This is a genomic window from Bacillus alveayuensis, assembly GCA_030812955.1.
Lineage (GTDB): Bacteria > Bacillota > Bacilli > Bacillales > Aeribacillaceae > Bacillus_CB > Bacillus_CB alveayuensis.
In genome coordinates, this window is sequence record JAUSTR010000004.1 from 129,179 (window position 1) to 147,942 (window position 18,764).

Annotated in this window: 21 protein-coding genes and 1 other annotated feature; of the genes, 14 read left to right on the top strand and 7 right to left on the bottom strand. The window is 35.7% G+C overall.

Features of this window, described 5'->3' with window-relative positions; genetic code table 11:
* Positions 1 to 52: 52 nt before the first annotated feature.
* The 6 genes from fabF to J2S06_RS07560 all read left to right on the top strand — a co-directional run bounded on the left by fabF (position 53) and on the right by J2S06_RS07560 (position 4,282).
* On the top strand, positions 53 to 1,291 hold the full coding sequence (fabF, locus tag J2S06_RS07535; protein WP_044893509.1) for a beta-ketoacyl-ACP synthase II: 1,239 nt from the start codon (positions 53 to 55) through the stop codon (positions 1,289 to 1,291).
* A 177-nt stretch (positions 1,292 to 1,468) separates the two neighbouring features.
* Positions 1,469 to 1,846 carry a DUF3221 domain-containing protein gene (locus J2S06_RS07540; protein ID WP_052659454.1) on the top strand — a complete coding sequence of 126 codons (378 nt, stop codon included), beginning with the start codon at positions 1,469 to 1,471 and terminating at the stop codon, positions 1,844 to 1,846.
* 4 nt (positions 1,847 to 1,850) lie between these two features.
* Positions 1,851 to 2,180 carry a YrdB family protein gene (locus J2S06_RS07545; RefSeq protein WP_419151874.1) on the top strand — a complete coding sequence of 110 codons (330 nt, stop codon included), beginning with the start codon at positions 1,851 to 1,853 and terminating at the stop codon, positions 2,178 to 2,180.
* Between the two features lie 132 nt (positions 2,181 to 2,312).
* Positions 2,313 to 3,101 (top strand): DUF2268 domain-containing putative Zn-dependent protease, encoded by a 789-nt coding sequence (locus J2S06_RS07550; protein ID WP_419151875.1) that lies wholly within the window; start codon positions 2,313 to 2,315, stop codon positions 3,099 to 3,101.
* Positions 3,102 to 3,216: 115 nt separating this feature from the next.
* Positions 3,217 to 3,438 carry a hypothetical protein gene (locus J2S06_RS07555; RefSeq protein ID WP_326946171.1) on the top strand — a complete coding sequence of 74 codons (222 nt, stop codon included), beginning with the start codon at positions 3,217 to 3,219 and terminating at the stop codon, positions 3,436 to 3,438.
* Between the two features lie 94 nt (positions 3,439 to 3,532).
* The gene (locus J2S06_RS07560; protein ID WP_044893507.1) at positions 3,533 to 4,282 is read left to right on the top strand and encodes a YjbA family protein; all 750 of its coding nucleotides are present in this window, start codon (positions 3,533 to 3,535) and stop codon (positions 4,280 to 4,282) included.
* 108 nt (positions 4,283 to 4,390) lie between these two features.
* Here the strand turns inward: J2S06_RS07560 and trpS are convergent, their stop codons facing one another.
* Entirely contained in the window at positions 4,391 to 5,386 is a 996-nt protein-coding gene (gene trpS / locus J2S06_RS07565) for a tryptophan--tRNA ligase (protein WP_044893506.1), read from the bottom strand.
* Positions 5,387 to 5,481: 95 nt separating this feature from the next.
* Positions 5,482 to 5,698: a binding site (T-box leader), on the bottom strand.
* A gap of 423 nt (positions 5,699 to 6,121) precedes the next feature.
* Between trpS and J2S06_RS07570 the strand changes: the two genes are divergently transcribed.
* Together J2S06_RS07570 and spxA are read left to right on the top strand one after the other, a co-directional pair.
* Positions 6,122 to 6,697 carry a GNAT family N-acetyltransferase gene (locus J2S06_RS07570; RefSeq protein ID WP_044893505.1) on the top strand — a complete coding sequence of 192 codons (576 nt, stop codon included), beginning with the start codon at positions 6,122 to 6,124 and terminating at the stop codon, positions 6,695 to 6,697.
* Between the two features lie 199 nt (positions 6,698 to 6,896).
* Positions 6,897 to 7,292: a transcriptional regulator SpxA gene (gene spxA / locus J2S06_RS07575; RefSeq protein ID WP_044893504.1), complete on the top strand. Its 396-nt coding sequence runs from the start codon at positions 6,897 to 6,899 to the stop codon at positions 7,290 to 7,292.
* A gap of 111 nt (positions 7,293 to 7,403) precedes the next feature.
* Here the strand turns inward: spxA and J2S06_RS07580 are convergent, their stop codons facing one another.
* Positions 7,404 to 8,060 (bottom strand): TerC family protein, encoded by a 657-nt coding sequence (locus J2S06_RS07580; protein WP_044893503.1) that lies wholly within the window; start codon positions 8,058 to 8,060, stop codon positions 7,404 to 7,406.
* 304 nt (positions 8,061 to 8,364) lie between these two features.
* On the opposite strand from J2S06_RS07580, the gene mecA reads away from it, so the two are divergent.
* The 4 genes from mecA to pepF all read left to right on the top strand — a co-directional run bounded on the left by mecA (position 8,365) and on the right by pepF (position 14,034).
* The gene (mecA, locus tag J2S06_RS07585; protein ID WP_044893502.1) at positions 8,365 to 9,021 is read left to right on the top strand and encodes an adaptor protein MecA; all 657 of its coding nucleotides are present in this window, start codon (positions 8,365 to 8,367) and stop codon (positions 9,019 to 9,021) included.
* A gap of 83 nt (positions 9,022 to 9,104) precedes the next feature.
* Complete coding sequence (cls, locus tag J2S06_RS07590) at positions 9,105 to 10,616, top strand: cardiolipin synthase (protein WP_044893501.1); 1,512 nt, start codon at positions 9,105 to 9,107, stop codon at positions 10,614 to 10,616.
* 296 nt (positions 10,617 to 10,912) lie between these two features.
* A complete protein-coding gene (locus J2S06_RS07595) occupies positions 10,913 to 12,109 on the top strand; it encodes a competence protein CoiA (protein WP_419151876.1) in 1,197 nt (398 codons plus the stop codon).
* A 107-nt stretch (positions 12,110 to 12,216) separates the two neighbouring features.
* Positions 12,217 to 14,034, top strand: a complete 1,818-nt coding sequence (gene pepF / locus J2S06_RS07600) for an oligoendopeptidase F (protein ID WP_419151877.1) — start codon at positions 12,217 to 12,219, stop codon at positions 14,032 to 14,034.
* A 115-nt stretch (positions 14,035 to 14,149) separates the two neighbouring features.
* On the opposite strand, the gene J2S06_RS07605 is transcribed toward pepF, so the two are convergent.
* The 5 genes from J2S06_RS07605 to J2S06_RS07625 form a co-directional block, all read right to left on the bottom strand.
* Positions 14,150 to 14,323: a hypothetical protein gene (locus tag J2S06_RS07605; protein ID WP_200894674.1), complete on the bottom strand. Its 174-nt coding sequence runs from the start codon at positions 14,321 to 14,323 to the stop codon at positions 14,150 to 14,152.
* Between the two features lie 532 nt (positions 14,324 to 14,855).
* Positions 14,856 to 15,737, bottom strand: a complete 882-nt coding sequence (locus J2S06_RS07610) for a ClpXP adapter SpxH family protein (RefSeq protein ID WP_044893498.1) — start codon at positions 15,735 to 15,737, stop codon at positions 14,856 to 14,858.
* Complete coding sequence (locus J2S06_RS07615; RefSeq protein ID WP_044893497.1) at positions 15,715 to 16,143, bottom strand: globin domain-containing protein; 429 nt, start codon at positions 16,141 to 16,143, stop codon at positions 15,715 to 15,717. The genes J2S06_RS07610 and J2S06_RS07615 overlap by 23 nt, the downstream gene beginning before the upstream one ends.
* A gap of 177 nt (positions 16,144 to 16,320) precedes the next feature.
* Positions 16,321 to 16,923 carry a lytic transglycosylase domain-containing protein gene (locus tag J2S06_RS07620; RefSeq protein ID WP_044893496.1) on the bottom strand — a complete coding sequence of 201 codons (603 nt, stop codon included), beginning with the start codon at positions 16,921 to 16,923 and terminating at the stop codon, positions 16,321 to 16,323.
* 15 nt (positions 16,924 to 16,938) lie between these two features.
* Positions 16,939 to 17,523: a CYTH domain-containing protein gene (locus J2S06_RS07625; RefSeq protein WP_419151878.1), complete on the bottom strand. Its 585-nt coding sequence runs from the start codon at positions 17,521 to 17,523 to the stop codon at positions 16,939 to 16,941.
* A gap of 185 nt (positions 17,524 to 17,708) precedes the next feature.
* Here J2S06_RS07625 and J2S06_RS07630 point away from each other — a divergent pair, with 185 nt between their 5' ends.
* The gene (locus tag J2S06_RS07630; RefSeq protein WP_419151879.1) at positions 17,709 to 18,083 is read left to right on the top strand and encodes a UPF0738 family protein; all 375 of its coding nucleotides are present in this window, start codon (positions 17,709 to 17,711) and stop codon (positions 18,081 to 18,083) included.
* 43 nt (positions 18,084 to 18,126) lie between these two features.
* Positions 18,127 to 18,753, top strand: coding sequence for a GTP pyrophosphokinase (locus J2S06_RS07635; RefSeq protein WP_044893493.1), 627 nt, complete (start codon positions 18,127 to 18,129; stop codon positions 18,751 to 18,753).
* Positions 18,754 to 18,764: the final 11 nt, after the last annotated feature.

An 18,764-nucleotide genomic window follows, 5' to 3' on the forward strand; every position in this document is an offset into this window, starting at 1 on the left:
TATTCATTGAAGTTATCCGTATGACTATCCGGAAAGGTGAGGTGCATCGTTTATGGTGAAGCGTAGAGTAGTAGTAACTGGATTAGGAGCGGTAACTCCACTTGGACTAGATGTAAAAACAAGCTGGGAAAATGCCATAAAAGGTGTTTCTGGAATAGGTGAGCTTACTCGAGTCAATAAAGATGAATTTCCAGCAAAAGTGGCTGCAGAAATTAACGATTTTAATCCGGAAAATTTCATGGATCGAAAAGAAGCCCGGAAAATGGATCGCTTTACACAATTTGCTTTAGCAGCTTCTTTTATGGCAGTAAAAGATGCAAATTTACAAATAACAGAAGAAAACGCTGAACGAGTTGGTGTTTGGATTGGCTCTGGAATTGGTGGAATGGAAACGTATGAACAACAATTTGAAATATTTATGAATAAAGGGGCACGTCGTGTCAGTCCGTTCTTTGTTCCAATGATGATTCCAGATATGGCTGCAGGACAAGTATCGATCGCATTAGGTGCAAAAGGGATGAACTCATGTACAGTAACGGCATGCGCTACAGGAACAAACTCCATTGGTGATGCTTTTAAAGCGATTGAACGAGGCGATGCTGATGTGATGATAACAGGTGGAACAGAAGCGCCGTTAACGAAAATGGCCTTTGCTGGATTTAGTGCAGCGAAAGCATTATCAACAAATCCAAATCCGAATACAGCAAGCCGACCTTTTGATAAAAATCGTGATGGATTTATCATGGGAGAAGGCGCAGGAATCCTTGTATTAGAAGAGCTTGAACATGCTCTTAAACGTGGTGCTAATATTTATGCTGAAATCGTTGGTTACGGAGCTACTGGAGATGCGTACCACATTACTGCACCAGCCCCTGGTGGTGAAGGCGGCGCTCGTGCAATGAAAATGGCATTGGAAGACGCAGGTTTAAATCGTGAAGCTGTTGACTATATTAATGCACACGGAACAAGTACAGAGTATAACGATAAATTCGAAACGTTAGCCATTAAAGAAGTGTTTGGTGATCATGCTTACAAATTAACCGTAAGCTCAACAAAATCAATGACTGGTCATTTATTAGGTGCTGCAGGCGGAGTTGAAGCGATTTTCTCTGTTCTCGCTATTAAAGAAGGGATTATCCCACCAACTATTAACTATGAAACACCAGACCCAGATTGTGACTTAGATTACGCGCCAAATAAGGCGAAAGAAAGAGATGTCCGTGTGGCGATGAGCAACTCTTTCGGTTTTGGTGGCCACAATGCATCTCTTGTATTTAAAAAGTATGAATGATGAATAAAACCGCTTTACCAATAATGGTAAGGCGGTTTTTTTATCATATCGAATTTATATCATAAAGCAACAATCTTTGCGAAAAGAGTCTTTAAAAAATATACGACTAGCGATAAGTTAGGAAATAGTTTATTATACATCTATATTCTTAATATTCAAAAAGGTGAGAGAAAATCAGTGAAAAAAAGAATGTTTTTTATGTATGTATTGACTTTCATTGCTTTTTGTAGCGGCTGCGGTCAAAATTTTAGTAAGACATACGTGGACAATATTGGTATAAGAGGGATCATTAAACATTTACAATTAAGTGAAGAGAAAAAGATTATAAGTCTTTATGTTGAAGGGATTATAGAAGAAGATACGGACTATGATAAGGCGAATATTACGATGACTGATAAGTGCAAGATTATTCGAAAGGATACTAAGGAAAAGCTAAGTGAAGATGAGCTTAAAATAGGGGCTATGGTTGAAGTGATATTTGATGGTCCTGTATCTGAATCCTATCCTGTACAAGCGAAAGCAAAGGAAATCAGAATTTTGAGAGGTAGTGATTAATTACGTGAAAGAAATCATTCTTGCCATTCGTTTTTTGTTGGAAATTTGTTCGCTCATTGCGCTTGGATACTGGGGATATTACCTTGGAAAAGGGGTGGGAATGAAGATTTTTCTTCTTATTTTCATGCCTGTTATGATGATGCTGTTGTGGGGGATGTTCATTTCTCCTAAGGCATCTATTCATATCTCGGAATGGTTACGGTTGATTTTAGAATTATTATTGTTTGGGATCGCCGCTTTTGGTTTATACAACTCTGGATTGTTGCTTTTGTCGGGTATATTCCTCGTATTAGTGATTCTCCAAAGAATTCTATTGACAGTATTAGGAAATTAAAAAAGAGAATAAATCAAATTTTTTATTTTTTTGTTGAATAGAATGGTTGTCAATTATTCTTTAAAAATTAGAATGCATAATCACCACGTTTCATTAGCACTCATACAATAAACCGTAAGAGGTGGTTTTAGTATGGGGGTAGTGAAAACGGATGAATGGCTGAAAAAAGATTCAAATCCAATAAAAATTTGCCAAGAGCTGAAAGCATATTTTCACAGAATGAATGAACGTGAAATTCATCATTACTTAAATGAATTCGGTATGTATAAAAGAGTAAGCAAACCATATATTCAACAAATGATCAAATATAATGTTTGGGGTCGTGTAAGGCAATTTTTTAATGATTTAAAAGCAAAATGGCAAGGGCCTGATATACCGATTTTTATTTTTCCCGTTGATGAATCGAGCGGCCTTTTATCACGTGATTTCCGCGGGAAATCCGGCGTTTCGTTTCGTGATAAACTGTTTATGTTTCTCTCTAAGGAAGTTGGTGATGAAGAATTAAAAACGGTTTTAACTCATGAATATCATCATATTTGCCGACTATCGATGCATGAAAAAAAAGAAGAACATTACACTTTAATCGATGCCATCATTTTAGAAGGACTTGCGGAGCATGCCGTATGTGAAACAGTTGGTGAACAAGCATTAACTGTATGGGTAAAGAAATATTCACCAGGCCAGTTAAACAGATGGTGGAATCTTTGGATAAAACCGAATCAATTGGTAAAAAGAGATGACCCAAAATATGTACAACTACTTTTTGGTAAGGCATTTTATCCACATATGCTTGGATATGCGTTAGGATATCATATTGTTCGAACATATCATAAAACACATAAACTGAATATAAAGGAAACATTTACAATCCCTGTTGATCAGATCGTGGCATTTTATGAAAATCAATTCAAGAATCAGTAATCTACTAGAAGGATTCAAAGTCAAATATGGACTAGCGAATCCTTTTTTCATGGATATTTAGGATGGGGAGGACATATTCTTTAATAAGTGGACAAGTTTCCTAAAGGTGATCAATGTGATATTTCGAATCTTTTTTTACTTGATTGGTTTCGGCTTTACAATTGCTGGCGGGGTCAGCTGCATCGCCTATTTAAATATCATGACAACGGGTCATACCTTTTTCCATTATTTAAAATTTATCTCTACTCGTATTGAATGCTATTTGTTTGTTTTTGGAATCGTCATTTTGTCGATTAGTATTATTTACCCATCATCAGAAGATGAAGAAAATACATGATAAAAAAATTACCCTATATAAGAATATTTTGGAATAAAATATTTTCCCCCTGCCCATAATGAATGACAAACGGTTTGAAGTGAGGGGTCGAAAGATGTTGTTTCTTCATGATGTATGGGTGAATTGGTTCGAAGGAGAAGAAAATGGGTACAATGTCTGTCATTTTCATGAATGGAGAAAAGATGACAGTGTCGAGCTGTTAGAGCAAGTTCCGCTATTGAAAATTGATGCGACCTTATATGATTATATTGAAAATGAATTGCGTGACTTGCCTCAACAATTATTAAAAGATGTTTATCAAAAGGCTTATTGTCGAAAAAATCATGAGCGTATTCAGATGGATTATTGTTTTGTTGTTTCTGATGGGCAGGGAATCCTTGCGGTTGATACCATCGGATATTCCATTCCAATTCGAAAAAGCAGACTGATCCCTAGACAAGAACAACTTGTTTATGACATGATCAAAGATATTGAACCAGAAAAATATGAATTTAATCCAGAACTTGTACAAAAGAAAGAATATCATATTTTATCACTTTCTCCTGACTATATGAGGGGCTTGACACGAAAGGAACGTCATTTAAAGCAGCTTTTGTTTATGGCGCTTGATCAATTGCAATCAACGAGAAATACGGCAGAGATTAAATATTGGTATACGGAATGGAATCCTCACATGTATGAACAAATACAACATATGAACTTCGATGAAGTGTGGAACAAATTATATACAGAAACAATAGAAGGTTGGTCTGATAGACATTTACATTTATGTGAAGGTTTAATTAAAGGGCAGCCTTTCTTTGAAAAATTGTGGGAAATGGAGCATGAATCGAAAGTGAATTAACATGTTCACCTTGAAAATGAATGTCAAAAAATCGATCGATTGCTCGAGTCAATAAAATTCATGAAAAAGCCCTTATCCAAAGAAAATATAAGGATAAGGGCTGATCTTTTATCGGCGATTTTTACGTCCTAAACCGATGGCGTTTTCCATTTTCTTTAGCATTTTGCTTGCGACTTTATTCGCTTTTTCTGCCCCTTTATCTAGGATGTCATCGAGCTCTTCTGAGTCAATGAGCTTGTAATACTTTTCTTGAATAGGTGCGAGAGCATTGACAATGACTTCAGCTAAGTCAGATTTAAATTCACCGTATCCTTTTCCTTGATACATTGCTTCAAGCTCTTCAATTGAAATGTTTCCTAAAATGGAATAAATCGATAGTAAGTTTGAAATTCCCGGTTTATTCTCCTTATCGTAGCGGACAACCCCTTCTGAATCGGTAACAGCACTTTTTATTTTCTTTTCAATCTGCTTTGGCTCATCTAAAAGAGAGATAAATGCTTTTTGATTTGGATCGGATTTACTCATTTTTTTAGTTGGGTCTTGTAGCGACATAATACGGGCTCCAACTTTTGGGATGCGCACTTGTGGAATCGTAAATATGTCATTGTATTTTTTATTAAAGCGCTCAGCTAAATCACGTGTTAATTCTAGGTGTTGCTTTTGATCCTCTCCAACAGGAACTAAGTCAGTGCTATATAAAAGGATATCTGCTGCCATAAGTGGCGGATAGGTTAATAAGCCAGCAGAAACGGCTTCTTTCCCTTTTGATTTATCTTTAAATTGTGTCATCCGCTCTAGTTCACCAATATAAGATAAGCATTGCAATATCCAACCTGCTTGGGCGTGGGCAGGAACTTCTGATTGAATAAAAAGAGTTGATTTTTCAGGGTCGATTCCAACAGCTAAATAAAGGGCTGCTAAGCTTCGGATATTTTTTCTGAGCTCTAAGCGGTCTTGTGGAACGGTTATCGCATGCTGATCAACGATACAAAAATAACAATTATAGTCATGTTGAAGCTCAACAAACTGACGCATAGCGCCTATGTAATTTCCAAGGGTTAAAGTTCCGCTAGGTTGAATGCCTGAGAATATCGTCTTCATCAACATCACTCCTTGAAAAGTTTGTCTAAAAATAAGTCATCTTTCCTCGTTTTCAACCACATTTTATCAACTAAAAATAAAAAAGATCCATTCTCCCAGATAGGGACGAATGGACCGCGGTGCCACCCTACTTATTTCTTAGCTAGCGCAAGAAATCACTTCAATCCTTTTATCGCAAGGAAACGTCAACGCCTACTCATGCGTTCAGCGTTAATGCTCGAAGTCCATTCCATGCCGTGCAGTGTTTGTTTTCACCAGCCACAAACTCTCTACATACTGCTTCAAACATGTACTACTCTTCGTCATTGCATACGATATCAAATTGTATCATTCGACGTTTACAGAATACACGATATAAACATGATATGCAAGCCCTATCCATTTAACAAAAGGCTGTTTTCGTAAACTTTGTTGCTTTTCGACTGTCTATGAACCGAACAAAGTACGTGGTCGGACAAATTACATTTGTCCGACAATCGATTTTGTTCGGTTCAACTCATGCGATAGCATGACATAGCAAGCGTATCGCTTGCCAATGACAGTCGAAAAGCTGTAGTAAAGCAACTGTTAGAATATTGCCTATCGAAATGATTTCATTGCATAAGTAAATGAAAAAAATATAAAAGTCGGAATATTCTTCAACTTTTTCGTTAAAAAAATGTTTATCGTATCAGAAAGTGGGTATATATAAATACGAAAAAAGACTGCGATTGAAAAATGAAATAAGGGAGTAGATCGATGAACTGGTACGAAAAATTAAATCAATATTTTCCTGTTCAAGAAATGAAATCAAAGGAACATATGGAAGCTCTTCTAAAAGAAAAAGGAGACATCTATCAAAAAGATGAGGGGCCTCATCATGTTCTCATGTATGCTGAATTTAATGATTTTATCTTTATTGATTATATTTACGTCTCAAAAGATGCGCGTGGGAAAGGGATTGGTCATGAACTCATCAGCCGTTTAAAGAAAAAAGGAAAACCGATTATTTTAGAAGTTGAGCCAGTTGATGAAGATGATGCTGATACAGAAAAACGATTAAGATTTTATCAACGTGAAAACTTTAAACATGCACAATCAATTGGTTATCGCAGACGTTCATTAGCCACAAATAAAATTAATGAAATGGAAATATTGTATTGGTCTCCGACAGATGCATCAGAAGAAGAAATATACGAAGCGATGAAGAAAACGTACAATCAGATACACACCTATAAAGATAAAGAATGGTATGGCAAGTCGTACCAAGATGTAGATGAAGTTTTGACAATGGATGAGAATCGTAACGGGAATATTTTCGATGAAATTAACTAATTGAGAATAAAAAATAAAAATTATCAAAGATAACCCTTCATTTATTTGTAACAATTTTAATTAAAAAATAATAAAAAAATATATGCTAACTTACTTTTTTATAGTATAATACTAAATAGATAAAATTTATAAGCCATTTCATATAGTACATCAGAATTTGATGATGGTACTTTTTTTATAAAGAGGAGAGTGAAGGGTTATGGTAACATTATATACATCTCCAAGCTGTACTTCATGTCGTAAAGCTAAAGCGTGGTTAGAAGAGCATAACATTGAATATAAAGAACGAAACATTTTGGCTGAACCGCTAACGATTGATGAAATTAAAGGAATTCTACGTATGACCGAAAATGGGACAGATGAAATTATTTCAACTAGATCAAAAGTGTTTCAAAAGTTAAATATCGATGTTGACTCGTTACCTCTTCAAGATTTATTTGATATTATTCAGAAAAATCCTGGACTACTACGCCGACCAATTATTATGGATGAAAAACGCTTGCAAGTTGGCTATAATGAAGATGAAATTCGTCGTTTTCTGCCGCGTAAAGTTCGCACTTATCAATTAAAAGAAGCACAGCGTTTAGTCAATTAATATAGATTTGGCCTTCTACTTTTATTAGGAGTAGAAGGTTTTTATTATGGTTAAGAATATGATAAAATTGAATACTTGATTTGCAGTCAAGTCTAGCTTGTTTTTCATCATTTATAAATATTTTGTTCGATACAAGAGGCTTGAAAACAGGATAAAGATCGTCGTAGCATACGGGATTGTCAATTGCAAGGAAGGATGATTCGAAAATACCACTTGGGTCCATTTTTCATGTGCAATCATTTTTCCCGCTGTGTAGGCTAATATCCCGCCACCTGCGTAAATAATGATAGGAAAGCGATTCATTAATAGTAAAATAATATGACTTCCCCATACAATAATTGGTATAGAAATGACAAGGCCGAATAATACTAATTCAAAATGACCATTTGCAGCTCCAGCAATGGCAATGACGTTATCAAATCCCATTACAAGATCAGCCAAAACAATCGTTTGAATGGCTTTTCCCAATGATTGATAACTGTTGATGGAGGGATCATCTTCATTTCCAGTTATGAAGGAAAAAGCGATATATAATAAAAAAATTCCTCCTGCAAGCTTTAAAAATGGAATTTGTAATAAATAAACAGCCATGATCGTTAACAAGATTCGACAAAACACAGCTAAGATCGTTCCAAAAATAATTGCTTTACTTCGCTGTTTTTCAGGAAGATTTCGACAAGCCATGGCAATCACAATGGCGTTATCTCCACCTAATATTAAATCGATTCCAATAATCATGAAAACAGAAAGAATTAACTCATGCTCCATCGTAAAACCTCTTCCTATTCGTTATAGCTTGTACCATGTATATGAATAAAGGTGGAGAATATGTATAAGCGAGTGGCCATAACAGATAAAAAATAGGTATATAACTGTTTTTAGAAAATCTAAGCTTTTTTTATTTCTTTATGAAGCAATTTATCATACAATAGAAGTACAAGATATAAAAAATTGAACAACTAGAGTGCTAACGGTCTAAATACCTTGGATTTGGGTAAAGGGAAGAAAAGTGCAACTAATTCGGGGGTTAGTTGTCCCTTCAAAAATTTAAATAGAAGGGAAGGTTGTTCAAATGGAAATCGAACGTATTAATGAACATACCGTTAAGTTTTACATTTCATATATTGATATAGAAGAGCGCGGCTTTGACCGTGAAGAAATATGGTACAATCGAGAACGCAGTGAAGAATTGTTTTGGGAAATGATGGATGAAATAAATGAGGAAGAAGATTTTCCGATTGAAGGACCTCTTTGGATTCAAGTTCAAGCAAATGATAAAGGACTTGAGGTCATTGTAACAAAAGCACAATTATCCAAAGACGGGCAAAAAATTGAGCTTCCATTGCTTGATGATAAACTAAAGGACTTTCCTGTAGATGAAAATATTGAATCATTATTAGATAAGCATTTCAATACTTCTTCTCATCGAGAAGAAAATGCTCAAACGGAACAATTAGAATTCGTTATGAAATTCGATGATTTTGAACATGTTATTTCCCTTTCCAAGCATGAGCTTGAAGGCTTCCGTAATAGCTTGTATGTGTTTGAAGGGAAATATTATTTATACGTAGAGTTCTTAGAAGAAAACGATGAAATGATTGAAGATATTTTGAGCGTTGTTTTGGAATATGGACAAGAATCAAGAGTTACAATTCATCGTTTAGATGAGTATGGAAAACTAATCATGAAGGACAATGCCTTAGACCAAGTTCGAAAGCACTTTTCTTAAATTTTGCCGATTTCGAAGGAAATCGGCCTTTTTAAATATTTATTCCTTTTATTATGTTCGATAATAAGAGCTTGGAGGAGTTTATGAAAAATACGATACAAGTCATCGTTTTTATCTTAGGACTAGCGGTATTATTATTTTTAACACGCAACTATTGGGAACAATGGCTTCTTGGGGCTGTTTCAGTGATTTTTACGTTATCGATTATTTTCATTGGATTTGTTATCTTCTTAGAGAATCGCCATCCAACCCAAACGTTGACGTGGATTGTGGTGCTTGGTAGCTTTCCGTTAATAGGCTTTTTATTCTACTTATTTTTTGGGCGAAATGTTCGCAAGCAACGCCTTTTTAAGCAAAAAGCATTAATTGATGAAAAAGCCTTTGCTCAATTTGAAAAGGGATTTCATTCTTATGAAGAAAAAATGAGCCGAATGAGAAACCATCAAAAGCTATTATTTAAGCTGGCTCATTCGCTAGGAAACAGTCCAATTTCCTTTAATACATATACAAAAGTATTAACAAATGGAATTGAAACATTTGATCATATTTTCAAGGAATTAGAGAAAGCGAAGGATCACATTCATTTAGAATATTATATTGTTCGCCATGATGTTATTGGACAAAAATTAAAAAATTTATTAATTCGAAAAGCAAAAGAAGGAGTTCAAGTAAGATTTTTATTTGATGCTGTTGGCAGCTGGCAGCTTTCCAAAAAATATCAGCGTGAATTAAAAGAAGCGGGCGTGGAAATGATTCCATTTTTGCCTGTAAAACTTCCTTTTTTATCAAACAAAATTAATTTCCGTAATCACCGAAAAATCATCGTCATCGATGGATCAGTTGGGTTTGTAGGTGGTCTAAATATAGGAGATGAGTATTTAGGAAGAAACCCATATTTTGGATTTTGGCGTGACACACATTTAATGGTCAAGGGAGAAGCGGTCCGGTCTTTGCAATTAATATTTCTGCAAGATTGGTATTATATGACGGGGAATCGATTGTTAACAGAAAAATACTTGACCTCACAGCTTGAAATTCCTGAGCAGACTGGTGGTGTCCAGTTAATTGCTGGTGGACCTGATAATAAGTGGGAAGTAATAAAAAATCTATTTTTCTCGATGATCTGTTCAGCTAAAGATTCCATTTGGATTGCTTCCCCTTACTTTATCCCTGATGAAGATATAAAAACTGCGTTAAAGGTTGCCGCTTTAAGTGGAATTGATGTTCGACTCCTTGTACCGAAAAAGCCAGATAAACGAATTGTTTTTTATGCGTCTCGTTCATATTTTCCGGAACTATTAGAAGCTGGCGTCAAAGTGTATGAATACGAAAAAGGGTTTATGCATAGTAAAATTATTATCGTTGATAACGAGCTTGCTTCCATTGGCACCGCAAATATGGACATGCGCAGCTTTCACTTAAACTTCGAAGTCAATGCCTTTTTATATCGAACGGAATCAATCGAAACTTTAACAGATGAGTTTGTTCGAGACCTGCAATCATCCCATCATATCATCGAAGAGGAGTTTCAAAAGCGTCCAATATATATTAAACTCATTGAATCGACTTCAAGATTGCTGTCACCATTGCTATAAAAATGATGAGGCTATCCCATAAGTGCTGATCTCTCGCGTATTGCGTTGTCGGGTTCAGCACTGGCAGCCTCTTTTTTTATTTTTGGCTCTTTTTTGTGTATAACTTTCTAAAAGATTGTTGCTTTACTTTTACTTTAGCTTTTCGACTGTCAGGCAAGCGATACACTTGTTATATGACGCTATAGCGTGAGTCGAAAAATAACAAAGTATACGAAAACAGCCTTATTTTTTAAAAGGAATTTAGAAATAAATGAAGAATTAATGAACGAACGATTCGGAAGAAAGGATGTGAGATAATGCTTATCGCAAAAGATGGGCAAAATAAGGTAATTGATTTAACAAGCACTACATGGACAAAAGAAGAGCTAAATGAATTGAAAAAAACGAAAAAATTTTTTTGTCCAGCATGCAAACATTCTGTGCAGCTAAAAGTAGGAAAAGTGAGGATCCCGCATTTTGCCCATATTCACCATAAAAGCTGCCAGTTTGATTCTGAACATGAAAGCATTTATCATATGAAAGGGAAATTCCAGCTTTTTCATTGGCTCAAGCATCAAAGGCTAACGAGTGAGCTGGAAAAATATTTTCCAACGATTAAGCAACGTTCAGATGTGTTTGTTCAATACAAAAATCAATCAGTGCCGATTGAGTATCAATGCTCTAAAATACCTATCGAGCACATCAATCAACGAACAGACGGATATCTTAAGGAAAAGATGATGCCGCTTTGGGTATTAGGGGGGACACTTTTACAACGAAAGCAAGCTTTTGCGTATCGATTTACATCTTTCCACTGGTCTTTTATCCGCTTGAACAACAACGAACAACCTTTTCTTCTCTCTTATTGCTCGAATCTCCAATCGTTTATTCTTCTCGAAATGATCATCCCTTTCTCTAAGCAAATTGTTTTTGCGCAAACTTCTTTATTTCCAATTAAGAAAATGAGTTTCGTCGAATTGCTCAATCCTATGTTTCAGAACTTGTCTACACATTTTTATGAAGAGTGGTTTCGAAAAGTTTATTGTTTTCGACAAAATCGAAAAGTTAAGCTTAGTAAAGCTGAGAGGATGCTCCAGACGATGTTATATGAACAAGCTGGCCTACCGCTTATATGTTTACCTTCTGAAGCGTTTTTCCCTTTATCTTCTGGATGGATGATCGATGAGTCCGTTTATATTTGGCAAAGCATCGTATTAATTGCTTTACAAAAAATACCTGAACGAAGCGTTTTTCATTTAGAAAAGGTGGTGTGGTTCATTCGCCCGTTCGTCCGTTTTTTTCCGATTCGTGAAAATAGATGTTCTCATGGAATGAAGCTACAATCTGTGATCCTACAATATTTCAATTCTTTAACAGAGGTTGGTATCCTTACAAAAGTAGGTCCATATTCATTTCGAAAAAACAAGGACATTCTACTTCAAAAAAATCTTGAAACGATCATTAGACGCGATCAACAACTTTTGCAAAATATATGTCAAAAATATGAAGTATGAATAAAACATGTCGCGAATATCCTAAGTGTAAGTGTGAAATCATTGATTTACAGCTAAATCTCGCATATGATTGAAAAAAGAACCATTTTAGTGAAAGGGGACTTGTGATGGCTGAACAATCAGCTGTAAAAAAACTTCCGAAACGTGAAGAAATAAACAAAGAATATACATGGAGATTAGAAGACATTTTTGCCACAGATGAAGAGTGGGAAAAGGAATTTCAAGAAGTGAAACAAGCCATTCCTAAAATTGCTGAATACAAAGGAAAGCTAGGGGAATCAGCTGAGATATTATTTGAAGCACTAAAATATCAAGATCAGGTCATGGAGAGGCTCGAAAGGCTTTATACATATGCCCATATGCGCTATGACCAGGATACGACGAATTCATTTTACCAAGGGTTAAATGATCGTGCTTCCATGCTTTATTCAGAAGCTTCCAGCGTTTCTTCTTACATGGTTCCGGAAATTTTAGCGATTGATGAAGAGAAGATCCAAACCTTTTTACGAGAGAATGTACAATTAAAGCTTTATGAACATGCCTTAAACGAAATTAATCGCAAGCGTCCACATGTGCTATCGGCAGAACAAGAGGCTATTTTAGCACAAGCGGCAGAAGCGTTAGCGTCATCAAGTAACACCTATGCAAAGCTTAATAATGCAGATCTGGAATTTCCAGTTATTCAAGATGAAAAAGGTGAAGATGTCGAAGTAACACATGGGCGTTACATTAGCTTTATGGAAAGCAGCAACCGCCGAGTGCGGAAGGATGCGTTCCACGCTGTTTACAGCACTTATGACAAGTTTAAAAATACATTTGCTAGTACATTAAATGGAGTCGTTAAAAAAGACAATTTTTATGCAGAAGTTCGCCGCTATGAAACAGCGCGACAAGCGGCTTTAAGTGCGAATAATATTCCAGAGGAAGTTTATGATAATCTGATTAAGACAATCCATCAATATTTGCCTTTATTGCACCGTTACGTATCATTGAGAAAAAAAGCATTAAATGTCGATGAATTACACATGTATGACTTATATACTCCTCTAGTAAAAGATGTTGAAATGAAAGTAACATATGAAGAAGCAAAGGACATTTTGCTAAAAGGGCTGGCTCCTTTAGGAGAGGAATACATTAGCATTTTAAAAGAGGGATTTGCTAATCGCTGGGTTGATGTATATGAAAACAAAGGAAAGCGAAGCGGAGCTTATTCTTCAGGTGCATATGGTACAAATCCATATATCTTGATGAACTGGCAGGATAATGTCAATAACTTGTTTACACTTGCCCATGAGTTTGGTCATTCCGTTCATAGCTATTACACAAGAAAGCATCAGCCGTATCCATACGGAAATTATTCCATTTTCGTTGCCGAAGTCGCTTCAACGTGCAATGAAAATATTTTAAATGACTACTTGTTAAAGACCATTGATGATGAAAAGAAACGATTATTCCTGTTAAATCATTATTTAGAAGGATTTAGGGGAACTGTTTTCCGTCAAACGATGTTTGCTGAATTTGAGCACGATATTCATATTCGAGCTCAAAATGGTGAACCGTTAACACCAGATTTATTAACGAACATTTATTATGAGTTAAACAAAAAATATTTTGGGGATGAAATCGTTGTCGATCAAGAAATCGGTTTAGAATGGGCAAGAATTCCACATTTTTATTACAATTTTTATGTATACCAATATGCAACAGGCTTCAGTGCCGCAACGGCTTTAAGTGAACAAATTATCAATGAGGGTGAGTCTGCGGTCAATCGTTATATACAATTTTTAAAAGCTGGCAGCTCTGACTATCCAATCGAAGTGTTGAAAAAAGCAGGGGTCGATATGACAACCTCAAAACCAATTGAACAAGCATGTAAAGTATTTGAAGAAAAGTTAACAGAAATGGAACAGCTTTTATTAAAGTAAAACGGGCGGTGAAGATAAAGTCTTCACCGTTTATTTTAAAAAAGCGTTTTTCTGAAAGTAAAAAGTTTATCCGCGAAAATAACATGAATGATTTTCGTAATAGATGATTTTACGATTAAAAGCCGCGAAAGGTTTTTTTATGATTAAGGATTAAAATTGTAATAAAAATAGAAAAAAACAAAAGCGGTGATGTAAGATAAAGAGGTGCCATCTTCATTAAACCGAGTAAATGATAGAAAAAGGCGATGACTACAAACAATAGCGAGAATATGATATGAATTTTTTTCATGATGCTTCCTCCTCATATGCTTTCAATCAAATGCTTATACGAACACGCCATTTACTACCATTCTATGCATGAAAAGTTATTGACATGCTTTGTGACAAATATGTGAAATTTGTATTTAGGACTTGTCAAATATAGTAGAGATTTGATATATTAAAATCGTGAAATTTATCACAAACAAACATTTACCCCTTTGTTTGACCGTGAAAAATTTCTCCCATCCCCTTTGTTGTCGTTAAGACATAAAAGAATCCGCACCCCCTGTGCGGATTCTTTTATGTTATGAAAGAAAACGCTTTCGTTTAGTCTATTTTAAAAACCAGGGATCGGAAAAGACCGAATTCCTACAGACTGCCCGCAAACGCTTGCATTCTTTGTTACTTCGCCCGATCGCGCTTCATTACCGTACTTGGTAACTCCGCTTCTCGTCGGGCTCGTGCCTCGTGACATGTGTTTTCATTCTGTCTGAAAAATTCCTTAGAAAAAGACTTTGTATACAAACAACAGGCATCGGAAAAAACCGATTCCTGTTGTTTTATTCAATATAACGCCAAAATGTTCCGTATTTGACGGGAACTCGTTCTACTTTTTTCATGAGTTGGAAACGTTTCATTTCCCTCTCTACTTGTTTTCTCGTCATATTGTAAACAACCGCTATTTCTTCAGTTCCAACAAATTTAAAAAACTTTAAAAACATTTCTAAAGGAGGGATTTGTGATGGTTTTAGCCTATGTCCTATTAACTCCTCCAGCACATTCACATATGTTTCATATGGATATAAACCAGTTATTTTTAAACCTTCCTTATCTGAATCACAATGAAAAAAAATGAGTGATGGAATCTCGTGAACATCCATTTCTGTTGTGATTTTAAAGTCACATTGTAATGCTTTCATGGCACTTGTCGAAAATAAATCATTTTGAAACTCATCTACATCAAGATTTACACTTTTGGCAATCTCAAGCAACACTTTTTCGTTTGACACATTTTGTTTTTCCAAAAAAACGACTTCCTGCAGTTTACGCAAAAAACGTATTCCTGCCTTTCTCCCTTGCAGCTCAGCCGCTTTAATGGCTAAAGACGCAGTATATGGGGATGAGATCGGATTTTCAAACCATAATGTACCATCACAAGACATTCCAGAGAGACTCGCCGTTTTTTCCCAAGATTGTGCAATATTTTCTGGTGTTCGTTTTTTTGTTAAATTTAAAGATGCTAAACGTCCCGAAAGAATATGGCGAAGAGTAAAAAAACGGCCATATTCGATTAACAATTTTTTGATAAACGGTTCTAACGCCCAGCATTCAGGACATAAAGGGTCGATAAACATGTAAACTTCCAGAGGCTTTTTAGGATTCCCATGACAATGGGAGAAAAAATTCGCCGCATGCTGATCAAGAGAATGATTCTTGTTCACCTGAAAAACCCTCTCTCATTTCATCGTCATCTGGAGTATTAATCATATGCTGGGCAGTTAATATGAGTCGGTTATAAAAATATTCACGAACTTCTTCTTCAAGTCCTACCTCATCCATTGCCTCTTTCATACAGTTTAACCATGCGTGTGCTCTTTTAGGTGTAATCGGGAATGCTAAGTGCCGTGCCCGAAGCATAGGGTGGCCATGTTCTTCTGTATAAAGAGGCGGGCCTCCTAAAAATTGTGTTAAAAATTGCTTTTGTTTCCGGGCGGTTTCTGTTAAATCATCAGGAAAAATCGGTTTCAGCAAAGGATGTTTACGAACTTTATCATAAAAGGAATCAACGAGCTCCGATAATCGTTGTTCTCCAATCACTTCATATGGTGTTAAGGATGGATTTTTCATGATTGTATCTCCTTTAATATCAATTAAAACTTAAATGTATTACTATTTTATCAATGGGTTTTTGATTTCTCAAACGAATCGTCTTTTTGCCCAAAGGAGTTCAATAAAAAAGCCAGCATGTTCATGGCTGGCTTTTAGTCCGCAACAATTTCATATTATAAAGATAGAAGGTGTTGGTTAAACGTAATAATCGTTGATGATTTTTCTTACGTAGTTTTCCGTTTCTTTAAAAGGTGGGATTCCTCCGTATTTATCAACATTTCCAGGTCCTGCATTATAGGCGGCGAGTGCTAATTCAATGTTTCCATTATATTTGGTTAGCATTTGTTTTAAATATTTCGTTCCCCCTTCAATGTTTTGAACAGGATCATATGGATTGACGCCTAATGCTTTAGCTGTATTCGGCATTAGTTGCATATATCCGACGGCTCCTTTTGGACTAATCGCGTGTTGATTAAAGCCTGATTCCTGTTGGATAACAGCTTTAATTAATTGAGCGTCAACCCCGTATTTTATAGCGGCTTGTTCAATAATCGAATCAACATCTTTACTAGCCGTAATCGAAATGGATTTGTTTACTGTCTGTAATGATATGGATGGAACTCTTTCCTTAGGACTGGTCGGCTCTTTTTGGACATTCGTGAAGGAAGCAAGAAGCTGCTGAAATGGTATGCTTTCTTCTTCACTTTTTTCGTTCCAAGTCCTTCTTTGACTAGCTGTTAAGTTTTGGAGTGCTTTTAACTCAAATATCGTTTTCATGTGCTTGTAAAGATTAATCATACGAAAGCTCCCCTTTTAGCATTGTTCATATTTCGCTAAATAAAAACGTTTAATTTTGTTTTCCGTTTTGCGAACTGGTATGTTATGTGTTTGCAAAAAAGTAAGAAACTGCTTTTTTCCTTGAGACGCGTCATCGACTTCGTACTCTATTTCAAAATCCTCTTTATTTAAATATCGGCTATGATCTAAGATCACTAAACCATTTTCATAACGTTTTTCCGCTCTATACGTTGTAAGCGCCCCAAAATATTGCAGGTTGGATGGCTCGATATTTAGCGCGATTAGCCGATCCAAAACTTCTCCGCTTTCTGGCAAAGAAAATGTTTGAAGGGCAATTTTACATTCATTTTCTGACAAAGGTTGGTGGGTTTCTAAAAGTCCGATTTTCGCAGGTTCTTTTAACGTTAAAACATATTTTCCGTTTTTTGCTCTTATTCGTAAGGCTGCTCCCTTTTCCTTTAAAGAAAACTGAGGAGTATCGAAGTAATGGTTTTCCTGTTTATGAAAATGTGTAGAGGCTAGGCCCAAAAAGCTGCATAATCTTTCAAATTCCTCTTTTGTTAACAAATTTTTAAATTCGATTTCTATTTGTTGACTCATAAATGCGTTCCTTTCTTTCATATTTTTTATGTGAAAGAATCGATTTCCTATGTGACTCATTCGAGAAAACGTTCTATTATTATGATACAATAAAATTTGGAAAGCTCCTACTAGCTAATCAACCGTGCGCTATTTTAATCTTTCGAAGCAAAAGAAGACAAAAAAGCATCGGGAAGGAGATATCGATGAAAAAACGAATGGAAGTTAAAGAAGCGATACATAATGAGGAAAAGCTTTTACTAAAAGTCGAGTCTTTATCCGATGAAGCGGAAAACTTACACGCAAAAGGGCAAATGTTAGCAGATTCGGATCAGCTTGCTTTTATTTATCTTTTAGATAACGGTGAGGATTTTGTTTATCTTAGCGTGCCGTCGTCATTTTGGCCAGCATTAAAGGAAGCACGTGAACACAATCTTCCCGTCTATGCTGTTGTCAATGATAAACATATATTCCTTCAAGATTTTCATACTGAGCTCGATTATTTAATTGAAAATATTAAAGGAAATGCTAATTACGGAGAAGAAATGGAAAAGAAAGTAACAGACATTTTTCAGTTGTGAAACAGGTTGAATTGAGGTTTTTTTGTTTTAGAGGGGGGAAAATATGAATTATCAAAAATGGGAACAATTTTTATCACCATATAAGCAAGCAGTGGAAGAGCTGAAGGTAAAGCTAAAAGGGCTTCGCTCTCAATTTGAATTGGAAGGTGAACACTCCCCTATTGAATTTGTAACAGGACGGGTAAAACCAATTGCAAGTATATTAGATAAAGCACGCAGAAAAAATATCCCTATAGAAAATATTGAAGATGAAATTCAAGATATCGCTGGTCTGCGCATTATGTGTCAATTTGTCGATGATATCAAGACGGTTGTCAAAATGCTTCGCGAACGCCATGACCTTGAAATTGTCGAAGAACGGGATTATATCAATCATAAAAAAGACAGTGGATACCGTTCTTACCATGTTGTGGCCAAATATCCTGTTCAAACCTTTAAAGGGTTAAAAAAAATTCTTGTGGAAATTCAAATCCGAACATTAGCTATGAACTTTTGGGCAACGATTGAACATTCATTAAATTATAAATATAGCGGTAACATACCAGAAGACATTAAATTACGTTTGCAACGGGCAGCGGAAGCAGCCTACCGTTTAGATGAAGAAATGTCGCAAATTCGTGAGGAAATTCGAGAGGCACAAGTTATTTTTTCCCGAAAAACGGAGTCTTAATTTCATTTATA